The organism is Pandoraea sp. ISTKB, from assembly GCF_001721285.1.
In the GTDB taxonomy this organism is placed as follows: domain Bacteria; phylum Pseudomonadota; class Gammaproteobacteria; order Burkholderiales; family Burkholderiaceae; genus Pandoraea; species Pandoraea capi.
Genome location: NZ_MAOS01000072.1, coordinates 157,555 through 171,822 on the forward strand (window position 1 = coordinate 157,555; position 14,268 = coordinate 171,822).

The 14,268-nt window shown below is 58.6% G+C and carries 11 protein-coding genes; all 11 read left to right on the top strand.

Annotated features, from left to right (window positions below; genetic code table 11):
* The 11 genes from A9762_RS24585 (at position 1) to A9762_RS24635 (ending at position 14,207) form a co-directional block, all read left to right on the top strand.
* Positions 1-1,389, top strand: coding sequence for a nucleotide sugar dehydrogenase (locus A9762_RS24585; protein ID WP_069344584.1), 1,389 nt, complete (start codon positions 1-3; stop codon positions 1,387-1,389).
* A 99-nt stretch (positions 1,390-1,488) separates the two neighbouring features.
* Positions 1,489-2,478: an NAD(P)-dependent oxidoreductase gene (locus tag A9762_RS24590; RefSeq protein ID WP_069344585.1), complete on the top strand. Its 990-nt coding sequence runs from the start codon at positions 1,489-1,491 to the stop codon at positions 2,476-2,478.
* On the top strand, positions 2,475-3,620 hold the full coding sequence (locus A9762_RS24595; RefSeq protein WP_069344586.1) for a DegT/DnrJ/EryC1/StrS family aminotransferase: 1,146 nt from the start codon (positions 2,475-2,477) through the stop codon (positions 3,618-3,620). The genes A9762_RS24590 and A9762_RS24595 overlap by 4 nt, the downstream gene beginning before the upstream one ends.
* Positions 3,617-4,789: a UDP-N-acetylglucosamine 2-epimerase gene (gene neuC / locus A9762_RS24600; RefSeq protein WP_069344587.1), complete on the top strand. Its 1,173-nt coding sequence runs from the start codon at positions 3,617-3,619 to the stop codon at positions 4,787-4,789. The genes A9762_RS24595 and neuC overlap by 4 nt, the downstream gene beginning before the upstream one ends.
* A 25-nt stretch (positions 4,790-4,814) precedes the next feature.
* On the top strand, positions 4,815-5,429 hold the full coding sequence (locus tag A9762_RS24605) for an acetyltransferase (protein WP_139133382.1): 615 nt from the start codon (positions 4,815-4,817) through the stop codon (positions 5,427-5,429).
* A 46-nt stretch (positions 5,430-5,475) separates the two neighbouring features.
* Entirely contained in the window at positions 5,476-7,251 is a 1,776-nt protein-coding gene (locus A9762_RS24610; protein WP_069344588.1) for a thiamine pyrophosphate-binding protein, read from the top strand.
* Between the two features lie 80 nt (positions 7,252-7,331).
* Positions 7,332-8,336 (top strand): N-acetylneuraminate synthase, encoded by a 1,005-nt coding sequence (neuB, locus tag A9762_RS24615; RefSeq protein ID WP_069344589.1) that lies wholly within the window; start codon positions 7,332-7,334, stop codon positions 8,334-8,336.
* Positions 8,337-8,427: 91 nt separating this feature from the next.
* Positions 8,428-10,476, top strand: coding sequence for a hypothetical protein (locus tag A9762_RS24620; RefSeq protein ID WP_069344590.1), 2,049 nt, complete (start codon positions 8,428-8,430; stop codon positions 10,474-10,476).
* Between the two features lie 243 nt (positions 10,477-10,719).
* A complete protein-coding gene (locus A9762_RS24625) occupies positions 10,720-11,790 on the top strand; it encodes a nucleotidyltransferase family protein (RefSeq protein WP_069344591.1) in 1,071 nt (356 codons plus the stop codon).
* A 54-nt stretch (positions 11,791-11,844) separates the two neighbouring features.
* Positions 11,845-13,170 carry a hypothetical protein gene (locus A9762_RS24630; RefSeq protein WP_139133383.1) on the top strand — a complete coding sequence of 442 codons (1,326 nt, stop codon included), beginning with the start codon at positions 11,845-11,847 and terminating at the stop codon, positions 13,168-13,170.
* Complete coding sequence (locus tag A9762_RS24635; protein ID WP_069344593.1) at positions 13,167-14,207, top strand: glycosyltransferase family 2 protein; 1,041 nt, start codon at positions 13,167-13,169, stop codon at positions 14,205-14,207. Before A9762_RS24630 ends, A9762_RS24635 begins: the two co-directional genes overlap by 4 nt.
* The last annotated feature ends 61 nt before the right edge of the window (positions 14,208-14,268 follow it).

Consider the following 14,268-nt stretch of genomic DNA (forward strand, 5'->3'; position numbering starts at 1 on the left):
ATGAAACAGCTTGTTTGCATTCAGGGCCTTGGTTTTGTCGGTGCGGCCATGGCCGTTGCCTGTGCCCGTGCCGGGACACGTCACGGTGGGGATCCGGTATTCGAAGTGGTCGGGCTTGACCTGGCGACCGAAACGGGGAAGCACCGTGTTAGCAAGATCAACAACGGAGAGTTTCCGTTTGGCACGACCGACCAGAACCTCATCGACCAGACGCGTCGCGCGCACGAGGCCGGCAATCTGAAGGCGAGCACCGATGTGGGTGTGCTGGCATCGGCGTCGATCGTCGTGGTGGACGTGCATTTCGACATTGGCGATCTCACCGGCGAGGGTCACCTGGAATTCGGTCCGTTTATTCGCGCGATCGAGACACTGGGTGAGCATATTCAGCCGGGTACGCTGGTGGTCGTCGAGACGACCGTGCCACCGGGCACCTGCTCGAAGGTGATCCGCCCGGTGCTCGATCGCTGTGCCGAGGCGCGTGGATTCAAGGCCGGCGCTTTCCTGCTTGCACATGCCTACGAGCGTGTGATGCCGGGCGATAACTATCTCGCGTCCATCACCGATTTCTGGCGCGTGTTCGCCGGAGATACGCCGGAAGCCGGCGACGCATGCGAAAAATTCCTTTCCCATGTTGTCAATGTCGAGGCATTCCCGCTGACGCGTCTGTCGCATACCACGGCATCGGAAACGTCGAAGGTACTGGAAAACAGCTACCGGGCCGTCAATATCGCATTCATGGACGAGTGGGGGCGTTTCGCAGAGAAGGTCGGTATCGACATGTTCGAAGTGATCAATGCGATCCGCAAGCGCCCGACGCACAACAACATGAAGCAACCGGGCTTCGGTGTCGGCGGATACTGTTTGACGAAAGATCCGCTGTTTGCCGATCTCGCCGCAAAAGACATTTTCAGCCTTTCAGGTATGGAATTCCCGCTGTCGCGCAGCGCGGTGAAGATCAACCAGGACATGCCGCTTTATTCCCTCGACAAGGTTCGCGGTGCGCTTGGGAGCCTTGCTGACAAGCGATTGCTGCTCGCGGGCATCTCTTATCGTCAGGACGTTGCGGATACTCGCTATTCGCCATCGCAACCGTTCTACGAAGGCGCTGTCATCGAAGGTGCTGAAGTTGCGTGCCACGATCCTTTGTTGGCCCATTGGGACGAACTCAAACTCGATGTCTCGACGCACCTGGACAATTGCCCTGATGTCGACGCCGTCGTGTTTGCTGTGCCACATAAGGAATTCCGGGGATTGCAGCCGGCAGCGTGGCTCGGTGGGCGTAAGCCTTACATTCTCGACGCCAACGATTGTCTCTCGCACGAGCAGCGAGCACAGTTTGCGGCACTTGGGTGCCGCGTCGAGTCGATCGGACGAGGTTCGCCCGCCTGAGACCTGTCGGGGCGCGGGTGAATCCCGGGACCCCCGGCAACGGCGAGTATATCGACGGCGCGACGAACGCGCCGATACACAAACAAACAGGAGTGAAACGTGAAGGTTTTGATTACAGGTGGGGTTGGTTTCGTGGGCGGACACCTCGCCAACAGTTTGGGCGAGGAAGGTCACACGGTTCATCTTCTCGATAATTTCAAGCGCGGTGTTCAGGATCCGTTCATCGAGGACGCGGTCGCCAGACACGGCGTGAAAATTATCAACGCGGATCTGCTCGACGAATCGACGTTGCAGTCTCTGGACGATGATTACACGCACATCTACCATCTCGCTGCGATCATCGGCGTGGTGCACGTGTTGCAACGTCCGTACGAAGTGCTGACCGCCAACGTGCGCATGACCGAAAACGTGATCAACCTCGCACGCCGCCAGAAATCGCTCAAGCGACTGCTGTTCAGTTCGACCTCGGAAGTGTATGCCGGCACGCTGATTCACATGGACATGCCGATCCCGACGCCGGAAACGACGCCGATCGCGTTGACGGCGCTGGAGCAGCCACGTACGAGCTACATGCTCTCCAAGCTGTACGGCGAGGCGATGTGCAACATGAGCGGTCTGCCGGTCACGAACGTGCGTCTGCACAACGTGTATGGTCCGCGCATGGGCATGTCCCACGTCATTCCCGAATTGCTTTTCAAGGCCTGGAAGTCGAAGGACGGCGATTCGCTCGACGTCTTCAGTGTCGACCACAAGCGCACCTTCTGCTACGTCAGCGACGCCGTGCGAATGATTCGTGCACTCACTGAATCGGATAGCGCGCTCGGTCAGACGGTCAATATCGGTAACGAGTCCCCCGAAGTCAGCATTGGTGAAGTCGCCAGCGCCGTGGTCTCGGCGGTGGGTCGCAAGTTGACGTTGATCCCGCAAGCTGCCACGCCGGGGTCGCCGGCACGTCGGTGCCCGAGCACGCGCCTGCTCGACAAGCTCACGGGTGTCCAGGGTGTCGTATCGCTGGACGAAGGTATCGCGCTGACGTACCGTTGGTACCGCGATACGGTATTCGAAGGTCACGGGAAGACCGCACAATGATTCCATTAGCCATCCCCAATCTCGCAGGCAAAGAGCGCGAGTATCTGAACGAGTGCATCGACAGCACCTTCGTCTCGACGGTCGGCCCGTTTGTCACCCGCTTCGAGCAGCAGATCACCGAGGCGTCCGGTTACGCGTACACGGTCGCGACATCGGCCGGCACCACGGGGCTGCATGCCGCGCTGGTGGCCGTCGGTGTCCAACCCGGAGATCTCGTGGTGGTGCCGGGGCTGAGCTTTATCGCAACCGCGAACGCCGTCGCACATGCGCATGCGCAGCCGTGGCTGCTCGACATCGACGCCGATTCCTGGACGCTCGATCCGGTGGCGCTGAAAAATGCGTTCGAACGTGAGACGAAGCCGGGAGCCGATGGTTTGCCCGTGCATATCGCGACGGGCAAGCGCGTGGCCGCCATTGTGCCGGTCTATACGCTCGGGATGCCGGCAGACATGGATCCGATCGTTGCCACGGCTCGGCAGTATGGCGTGCCCGTGGTCGCCGACGCGGCAGCAGGTCTGGGTGCCAAGTACAAGGGGCGTGAGCTCGGCGACATGGGCGCCGATCTGACCATGTTCTCGTTCAACGGCAACAAGACGGTGACGGCTGGCGGCGGCGGTGCGATCTCGGGTAACGACAAGCCGCTCGTCGACCTGGTTCGTCACCTGACCACGACGGCGCGTGTGGGTGCCGACTACGATCACGACCGTGTCGGGTTCAACTACCGAATGACCAATTTGCAGGCGGCCGTCGGCTGCGCGCAGATGGAGTTGCTGGACACTTTCGTCGCGAAAAAGCGTGCGATTGCACGTTTTTACGATGAGGCACTCAAGGATCTGCCGCAAGCGTCGCCGTTCCCGACGCCTGAGTTTGCACAAAGCGCTTGCTGGTTCTCGGGCTTCATTCTGAAGTCGGGCGACTCCGTGTCGCTTCGTGCGGCGCTGCGCGCGGCGGGTATCGACGCACGGCCGTTCTGGAAGCCGTTGCATTATCAGGCCCCGTTTGCGAATGCGCCACGTGGCGATCTGCGCGTGAGCGAAAGCATCTGGCAACGGATCGTGACGTTGCCATGCTCCACGTCGATTACCGAGGCACAATTGTCCGAGGTTGTCGCCGCCGTTCGTCGTGAGATTGCCGGCTCATGAGTGCTACGCGCCGCCGGATCTGCTTCGTCACGGGTACGCGTGCGGACTATGGTCATCTGTATTGGGTGATGCGCGAGGTCCAGTCGGACCCCGAGCTGGAATTGCAGGTCATCGTCACAGGTGCGCACCTGTGCAATGCATGGGGGCGTACCGTCGACGTCATTGAACGCGATGGTTTTCCGATCGATGCACGGGTCGACATGCAGTTGTCCGGTGACTCTGGTGTTGCGACGTCGAAGTCGACGGGACTCGCCGTCATCGGTCTGGCCGACGCGTATGAGCGTCTGGCACCGGACCTGATCGTGCTGTTGGGTGATCGCTACGAGGAACTCGCAGCAGCGCAGGTGGCGTTGCTGATGAAAATTCCGGTCGCCCATATTCACGGCGGTGAGACCAGTGAGGGCGCGATGGACGAATCGATCCGCCATGCGGTGACGAAACTGTCGCACCTTCACTTCGTGGCTGCCGACGATTATCGTCGTCGAGTCCTGCAACTGGGCGAGAACCCTGCCGCCGTATTCAACTTCGGTGCACCCGGTCTCGATCATCTGACGCGTACGACGTTGCCGGATCGGGCCGCGCTCATGCAACACACTGGCCTCCCGCTCGATGCGCCAGTTTTTGCCGTGACCTATCACCCGGTAACGCTTAACGCGCAGGACCCCGCCATTGCGGCAAACGCCCTGATCGCCGCGCTTGAACGTTTTCCGACGGCCAATATCGTGTTCACCGGTGTCAATGCAGACCCCGGCAACGCGGCCATCGCGCGTGTCATCAAGGAGTTCACCGTTGCGAATCCGGAGCGGGCCCGACTCTTCGACTCTCTTGGGCAGCAACGCTATCTGGGGTTGCTTCAGATGGCGGACGTGGTCATCGGGAATTCGTCCAGCGGGCTGATCGAGGCACCGGCCCTGCGTGTGCCGACGGTCAATATCGGCGATCGGCAACGTGGACGCCTCAAGGCGGCCTCCGTCATCGACTGTGCCGACGATGCCGACTCGATCGAGACGGCGATCAACCGTGCGCTGTCTGGGCAGTTCCGCGCGGAACTGCCGGCGAACGTGTCGCTGTATGGTCAGGGGCAGGCGGCCCCACAGATCAAGCAGGTGCTAAAGACCTGTGATCTGTCGAACATCCTGATGAAGAAATTTTTTGATTTTCACCTTTGATCGCCGCGATGGCGATGAACGCAGCATGATGAACTCGAAACTCTATGTTCTGGGCGGTGGCGGTCACGCAAAGGTCGTGATCGATTCGCTGATCGCAGCCGGTGAGACGATCGATGGTCTGATCGATCCCCGGCTGGAAGTCGGAACGCGCGTGCTTGGTGTTCCCGTCATCGGCGGGGACGAATGGATGGATAAGCTGGACCCGAACGAGGCCCGACTTGCCAACGGCGTCGGTGCCACGGTCAAGAGCCGGGTGAACCGTAAGTTGTTCGACCTCTGGTCAGCCAAGGGCTTCGCCTTCGTGTCGGTGATTCACCCGTCGGCGATCATCGGCGCGGAAGTCGAACTTGCGCAGGGGTGCCAGATCATGGCGGGAGCAATTCTTCAGCCGCACGCGAAAATCGGCACCGGCACGGTTATTAACACAGCGGCGAGTATTGACCACGACTGCGTTGTCGGCGCGCACTGTTTCATCGCGCCGATGGTGACGCTTTGCGGCGCCGCTGCGGTGGGCGAAGGTTCGTTCGTCGGTGCGGGCGCCACGCTGTTGCCCGGCGTCAAAGTCGGCAACAACGCGCTGGTTGCGGCCGGTGTCGTAGTCGATACCGATGTCGCGGACGGCGACTATTTTTCGCGCTGATTTTTTCGGCAAATATTGCTACCCCCAACATCCTTAAGAGCTGGTTATGAACGTATCTGACGTTGTTATCCGTTTTCTAGAAGAGCGCGGTATCGGTAAAGTTTTCATGCTGTCCGGTGGCGGCATCATGTACCTGCTCGATGCGCTTGGTAAAAGCGAAAAGTTGGGTTACGTGTGCAACTACCACGAGCAGGCGTGTGCAATTGCCGCCGACGGTTACGCGCGGATGAACGGTTTCGGGGTCTGCTTTGCGACGTTTGGCCCGGGTGCGGTTAACGCATTGGCCGGCGTGGTCGGCGCCTGGTACGACTCTGTGCCGATGCTGGTCGTGTCGGGGCAGGTGCGCTCCAATCTGGTGGCGGATTACACGAAGGTGCGTCAGGTCGGCCCGCAGGAAGGCAACGTGCTTGAGATGGTTAAGCCGGTGACCAAATATGCCGTGTCGCTGCGTGATCCCAACACGATCCTGAGCGAACTGGAAAAGGCTTATCACATTGCCAAGTCGGGACGTCCGGGACCCGTGTGGCTCGAACTGCCGCTTGACATGCAGTCGGCCGAAGTCGATTGGGATGCTCTCCCGCATTGGGCGGGCGAGCCTGAGACGCCGGATCAGGCCTCTTTGCATCTGCCGGAGATTCTCGCGTCGTTGAAGAGCGCGAAGCGGCCGGTGCTGGTTTTGGGCAACGGCGTGCGTCTATCGGGCATGCACGACGCGGTGCTTGATCTCGTCAATAAGCTTGAGATCCCGACGCTCATCCCTTATACCGGCAAAGATCTGCTGGAGTGGGACAACGAGTATTCCTTCGGCGTGTTCGGGACTGCCGGCCAACGCCACGCGAATATCATCCTGCAGAATTCAGACCTTATCCTCGGTCTCGGCGTGGGTTTCTGTGTTGCGAAAACGGGTTTCGAAACCAAGAAATTCGCCGTCGGTGCGAAGAAGATTTTCGTTGACGTCGATGCTGGTCAGCTCGAAGGACATCCGTTGAAGGCGGATTTGCCGATTCTGGCCGATTTGCGCAACTTCGTACCGGGTTTGCTCGGCGCGTTGCGTGAATATGAGGGCGCGCATGGCTCGTGGCTCGATTTGTGCACGACCTGGAAGACTCGCTATCCGATGGTCACCGACGAACTGCGTGTCGACGGCGAGTTCATCAACTCCTACGTGTTCATGGACACGCTCTCGGATGTCGCAGCCGAAGGCGATGTGGTCGTGACTGGCAACGGCCTCGATTGCGTGAGCTTTTATCAGGCTTATAAGATCAAGAAGCACCAGCGCGCCGCATTGAACGGTAACTGGGGCTCGATGGGCTGGGATTTGCCGACGGCCGTGGGAGCGCATTACGCGACTGGCAAGCGCACGCTGTGCATTACCGGCGACGGCAGTCTGATGCTCAATGCTCAGGAGTTGCTGACGATCGGGGCCAACAAGCTTCCGGTCAAAGTCTTCGTGTTCAACAACGATGGCTACGGCTCGATCAAGGCGACGCAGAACAATTTCTTCGAAGGCCGTTTCGTTGGTAGCGGTCCCAGCTCCAACGTCTACAACCCCGACTTCGAGGCACTGGCGAAGTCGTTCGGGTTGGGTTACGTGAAGGTCAGCAAGCACTCGACGCTGCGCGACTCGCTGGCTGAAGTGGTGAACACCGACGCGCCGATGCTGTGCGAAGTGATGGTTTCGCCGGAGCAATGGATTTCGCCGAAGGCAACATCCTTCAAGAATGCAGAAGGCAAGATCGAGTCGAAGCCGCTTGACGACATGTTCCCCTTCCTGCCGGCTGAAGAAATCGAAGAAAATCGCCGTCTTGCACAAGCCCTCTGACACGGCCGCGCAACGCCATAGGCATGACCTCTGGCGTTGCGCTTATTACGAACGCCCTACAAACAAGAAGGATGCTTGACATGAGCGAGCGTTGCATTGTGATCGCCGAAGCCGGTGTGAATCACAACGGTTCACTGGATCTGGCTCATCGACTCGTCGACGTCGCGGCGCAGGCCGATGCCGACTTCGTCAAGTTCCAGACTTTTCGCACCGAAGCTCTTGTGACGCGCTCGGCGCAGAAAGCCGACTATCAAAAGCGAACCACAGGGCATTCGGAAAGCCAGTTCGAAATGCTCAAGAAGCTCGAACTCGACGAGAGTGCCTTCCGCGACCTGGCCGCTTACGCGAAATCGAAAAACATCGGCTTCTTGTCGACGCCGTTCGATATCGAGTCTGCGCGCTTTCTCGCGACGCTCGGTGTGACAGCCTTTAAGGTGTCGTCAGGGGATTTGACGAACATTCCGTTCCTGCGCGAGTTGGCTGCCATGGGATTGCCGATCATCTTGTCCTCGGGGATGGCGACGCTCGGTGAGATTGAGGAAGCGGTAGAGGCATGCGAGAAGGCTGGCGTGTCGATCGATAAACTGACGCTGCTGCATTGCACGACGGAATATCCCGCACCCGCAGAAGAGATCAATCTTCGCGCCATGCAGACGATTGCTGCGGCCTTTCCGGGAGCAACCTTCGGTTATTCGGATCACTCCGAGGGCATTGAGATTCCGATTGCTGCCGTTGCATTGGGTGCTCAGGTCATCGAGAAGCACTTCACGCTGGACCGTTCCATGGAAGGCCCGGATCACAAGGCCAGTCTCGAACCCGACGAATTAACCGCCATGGTGCGCGCGATCCGGCGCGTTGGTGTGGCGCTCGGCGATGGCCGAAAGCGCCCGACAGCTTCCGAATTGCCGAATCGGCAGATCGCACGCAAGAGCATCGTTGCCGCACGCCCGATTGCGAAAGGCGAGATCTTGTCTGAACAAAACCTGGCTATCCGGCGGCCGGGCAATGGCATTTCGCCGGCCCGCTGGGATACTTTGATTGGCCAACCAGCCGCACGCGACTACGCGCAGGACGAGGCAATTTAATCGCAAGACAGACAAGCCACGCCACGCCTGTTCATAGCAGGCGTGGCGTGGCTCACTTATGCAGGCGCCAAGTAATTGAGGATGTAGCCGAATGAATCAGGCGACTCTCTGGATCAGACGTCTCCCTATCGCGTTATTCGCGATACTCGGCGGGACGGCCCTGATTCTGTGCAATCCCGGATATTTCTGGGACGACTGGGTTTGGATCTTCAAGGATTCGACCGAAACAATTCGAATCGGCAAAGAGCTCGGTATCTGGTGGGGCGGGTACGTAACGAGCTTTATCAACGCATTGTCGTCGCCTTCGCTGGCGATGCGCGGAATTGCGCTCGTAGGATGGGTGATCTCGGGGGCAGCGTTTGCGTATGTGCTGTATCGCCGCAAACGCCTGAGTGGTGCCGAGGCGTTCGAGCTGTTCCTGCTTTATTGTGCAGCCCACGTGGCGCTGATCCGTTTTCTCACGAGCGTCGCATTCTATAACGTCTATATCGCGTCGTTCTGGATCGGCGCTGCAGTGTTTGTCGCGAACACCGATCGGCGTCGTGCGATCCTTTTCAGCATTCCATTTTTCTTTTTCTCGTTCTATCTCAACTCGCTTCTGCTGCTTTATGGCTTGCTGTTTGCGTTTCTGCTTTATGAGGATCGACGGGGTTGGTTGGTGGCGCCTGGTGAGCAGGTCGTTGCCGATGACGCCTGGACTTTGCGGTGGGCCAAGCACCGGCTGATCGGTTTTATCAATCGCTACCGGCCCCATCTCCTGGCGTTCATGCTGCGGCATGTGTTGTTGATTGCTCTGCCATTTATCTTCATGATGGTAAAGCGAATCACCAGGGTCCAGTCACCGTTATACGATAGCTACAACGAGATCGTTCGCAGCGATTTGCTTGGTGCGATTGCCAAGTCTTTCACCCTGATCGTGCCGGTGATGCGCGACTATTTTGCGTCGCATACGCCTGCTCCGTTGATTATCGGTGGAACGGTTATCGCGTTTGCCTTGCTTCAATTGCTGCCGCGTTTGCAAGAGCGCCGGTCGCTGAAGTTCATCGTCGTTCAGTTCGTGCTGGGCATGCTGTTTTTTGCCGCAGCGACGTATCCCTACATCGTGGTCGGTAAAACGCCCGACCTGAAGAGTTTCTACGAAAGCCGTCATATTCTGCCCGCCGTCGCGGCTCTCGTACTACTGATCCTCTCGTTGATCAACCTGATTGACCTGACGTTCAGCAAATGGCGTATGTGGCGCTTTTTCGGCCGCAATTTGCTCGTCGCGTATGTTGTGGGGGCGTCACTCGGGGCCGGAGTCAATGTCGGATCTCAGCTTTGGCGCGATTTTTTCCGCCAGACCGCGATCATGGATTTCGTCAAGGCGCACGAGTCAGAGTTGAAGGACACGCGAACCTTTGTGTTCTACGACCAGTCGGCGGGGACACGTATCGGCAACCGGATGATCTGGAATTACGAGTACACCGGTTATCTGATCACGGTTTACGGTACGCGCGACCGATTCGGGGTTTCGGCTGCCGAGTACGCCGGCTGGGGACCCGGGGTGCCATTGCTGTGGAACAGTTATCTGCGTCAGCGTTTTAACATCGCGGACTACGACTTCAAGAAACAGCACGCCATCATTACAGTGAACAATGGATTCGCGCGGACCAGGACGGTCGATGTGCTGGACGTCGTCATGAAGTATCTGCGAGGTGACAACTGGCGGTATGGCGCCGAGCAGTTCACGACGATTTCCCTCTCATACGAACGGATTCAGGCAGAAGATCGTATCCGGGAGATGTACGAGATCGCCAAGCAACTCGCACACTATAAGCAGGAGCATGGGGCATACCCAGCTCAGGTGCCTCCAGCGACCAACGGAACGCCATATCAACAGGTCATGGGTGAAAAAATCATGCCAGCGCTGGTACATGGAGATATTCCGGGACTGTTTCCGCAATACATGGCGCGACCCGCTGCCATGCAACCGGGTTCTCCGGGAGCGCCTGAATATCTGTATCTGTCCGACGGCGAGGATTACAAGCTGATCTATGCCAATCCGCCGGATTACGCGTATGCCAAACAGGCCCACCCGGCGCTTATCGATCAGGAGCGAGGGGCATACGGTATTTGGACCTCGGGCGCCCGACTATGGTGAGCGACTTTGTGGGGGAGGTGACATGCTATCCTTGGATTAACTCGGGGATCGCTGTTTATTGCAGCGCCGCAGGCGTCACACTCGCGTGAAGTCGGGTGCCTCGGGCTTGTTTCACGCCCCTCTGTCGCCGCATGCAGCATAGGCCGCGGCTTTGTCAAAGCCCGGCCAGGGAGCGAGCCGCCTGATTCGCGGCTTTCGCCCCGGCTGCGTATTCATTCCTCAGTTTTTATTGCAGTAGTGATCATGATGAACTTCGACAACATCGATAGCCTCAGTGTATCGTTCGACTCCAAGATATCCGACGTCATCGCCCGAATTCAGGCAAGCGGACCGGTTGCCTGCGCACTGCTGTTCGACCAGGGGAAATTCGTCAATATCATCACGGACGGCGATGTCCGGCGTGCATTCCTCGAAGGCAACAAACTCGAAGACCCGGCCATAGAGATTCATAGAATCAAAAGCAGCAGCGCGCGTCCGACGCCGATTACCGCGAGCGTTCATTCGACGCGGGAGGAGCGCGAACGCCTCTTTCAAACGCATTCGCTGCGGCAGTTAGTATTGACCGACGCCGGTGGACAGCCCGTTTCCGTCATTGATCATCAGGCCGTCAACCACGCCCCCCACTACATCAACCGGAATTTCACGGCGGTGGTGATGGCGGGCGGGTTCGGCAAGCGTTTGCGTCCGTTTACCGAGGACACGCCGAAGCCGATGTTGCAGGTCAACGGTCGGCCGATGCTCGAAATCAGCATTGAGAAGCTGGTGAGCCACGGTGCGAATCGCATTTTTATTTCCACCCACTATCTGCCGGAAAAGATTACCGAACACTTCGGTAATGGCGAGAAATTCGGTGTGGATATTCAATACGTTCACGAAACGACGCCGCTTGGCACCGGTGGTGCCCTCTCGCTCGTGCCGTTCCAGGACGAAAACACGCTCGTATTCAATGGCGACATTCTGACGAATCTCGACATCGGCATGTTTCTCGCTTTCCACCTGCGCAGCGAGTCGGCCATGACCATTGCGGCAACGCAATACAGTTATCAAGTGCCGTTCGGCGTCATTAGCGCGACGGATTCGCTCGTCACGCATATCGAAGAAAAGCCGAGTTTCAGCTTCCTTGTGAACAGCGGCATCTATTTCCTCTCGAAGCGAGTGTTCGATACGCTCCCGAAGTCAGGGCACTACAACATGACCGACGTCGCGGCCAACCTGATCAAGGCGTCGCAGCCGGTTTCGTGCTTCCCGATCTTCGAACATTGGCTCGACGTTGGCCGTCCGAGCGATTACGATCTCGCATCGAAGATTTTCTAAGCAAATTTCGCGTATGACTGTCATGACCGACGTCGAAACAGGAGCACGGCGCCGGTGAGCAGCATACCTTTGCGCAAGTCGTTCATTTCACGAGATCTCGCGCTCGTGCTCTCGCTCCGGCTCTGGCAAGCCGGAGCTGGCCTCCTGACGACGATCCTCGCCGTTCATTTCCTCTCGCCGGAAATTCAGGGCTGGTACTACAGCTTTATCAGCGTTGCTGCGCTCTATTCGCTGTTCGATCTTGGGCTCTCCATGGTGCTTGTGCAGGTGTCCGCACATGCGTTCACCGGCCTGAGCTGGAAGCCGGACGGTAGCGTCGAGGGCGAAGCGACGGCCTATTTTCACGCCCTCGCACACAGCGCGCTGCGCTGGTATGGCGTCACTGCACTGGTCTTTCTGGTGGTGATCGTGCCTGGCGGTATCCTGTTCTTTGGCACGAAACACTCGGCATCCATCGAGTGGCTCACGCCGTGGCTCGTGCTGTGTTCGTTCACTGCGGCAGGCCTTATCGTTACACCGTTCCTGTCGATTCTCGAAGGCACCGGCCAGATCGGTCGCGTGTACGCGCTGCGCCTGACGCTGGCGGTCTGCGGGTCGCTGTCCTGCTGGGCCACACTCGCCAGCGGCGCAGGGCTCTGGGCCACGGTCATGGTGCCCGCCGCGACACTACTCATTCCGTTGATCTGGCTGCTGCGCTACCGGCGTGGATTGCTGCAAATCGCACTGAGCAAAGCTGGGCAAGGTTTCGCCTGGCGCAACGAAGTGTGGCCTTTGCAGTGGCGGCTCGGGATCAACCTGCTGTGTGGCTACTTGCTCACGCAGATCAATATCCCGATTCTGTTCCACACACAGGGCGCGGTCATTGCGGGGCAGTTGGGGTTGTCGCTTGCGATTGTGAATACGCTCGGGCTTGTTGCACAATCCTGGATTACGCGCCGGGTTCCGCAGATGGCGCGTGCGGCAGCCACGCGTGACTGGCACGCCCTCGATCAGATGTTCAAGCGTGATTTCACGATATCGTCCGCGATTTTTGTCGTGATGGCGTTGGGCGTGCTGGCGGCAGACGCGTGGTTCGCCGATACGAAGTACGCGCAGCGCGTGTTGCCCTTCTGGCAACTGGCCGGTTTGCTCGTCTTCGTATTCAGTAACCAGTTGATCGGTGGCCTTGCCGCACATCTGCGCAGCTTCCGTCGCGAGCCGTTCATGGCGGCGCTGTCGACATCCGCGATCGTGACCGTGCCCATTATCTTCTGGGCCGCAACCCACTATTCTTCGGCCGGACTGGTGACGGTGCTGGCATCGGTTAATCTGCTTGTGAATTTACCCATTGCCTGCTTTATCTGGTATCGGTGCAATCGGGCCTGGAGACATGACTCGTGAACGTTGAAGCTTCACCTCTGCTGACCATCGCAATTCCGACTTTCACTCGGGCGAATTATCTCGAACTGAATTTGCGGAGCCTCATCGAAGAGTCACGTTCACTAGCGCCGGGTTTGCTCGAAGTGATCGTGTCCGACAACCACTCGACGGACGCCACCCCCGAAGTTGTTGCGCGAGCCATCGAGCAAGGTCTGCCGATCCGATATATTCGCAACACCGTTGATATCGGCTCCGACGCGAACATTGCGCAATGCTTCAACGAAGCCCAGGGCCACTACGTCCAGATCATGGGCGACGACGACATTTACGTCGCCGGTACGCTCTCGTATCTGATCGATCATCTGCAAAAGGCGGAATACGGTGTGGTCGGCCTGCGTCCCTTCGGCTATGAGGTCGATCCGGTATCGGAGCACCCGGGAGGTGACTCCCGGGTCGACGTGTTCGACGACATGGGGGCGTTCCTTTCCGAGCTAGGCTCGCACATTACGTTCATCTCGGCGTGCATCATCAATCGCCGCGTTCAACAGGATATCGACGCACGCCAATTCTGCGGCAGCAACCTCGTACAGGTGCACCTGGTCGTGAACGCTGCGCTCAAGGTCGGCCACAACGCTTATCTCAAGCGCTACATTCTTGCGTGCAAGCGGGCAAATTCCGGCGGCTACGACTTCTCCGAGGTCTTTGTCGAGCGTCTGGGCCGTATTCTCGACTCCTATCGACCGGAAGGGCTGAGCGCGAGCGCCATCGAGCAGTTCGAGACGCGCATGCTGAAGTCCTACCATCCCTTCAATCTGGTGCGTCAGCGACTTGCGCGTCAAGGCGATCTGCGTGAGACGTACCGACGTTTCTCCGCGCGCTTCGGCAAGCGTGCGTTGTTCCGCTTCTGGGTGGCGCCGATCATCTGCTGGCCGCGTCCGCTCGCACTCGCCTGGGGCATGATGGCGACGACGGTCGGCCGCGTGTCCAACGGCGACCTCCGCCGTGGTGTGCACTTTGTACTGAATAAGGTGCGTCGGCGCGTCGCTATCTCATCTTGAAAATTAACTTCGTGTAACTCCCGCAAAAAAATAGCAATTGTTGCGGAGAGTACGTGCGATA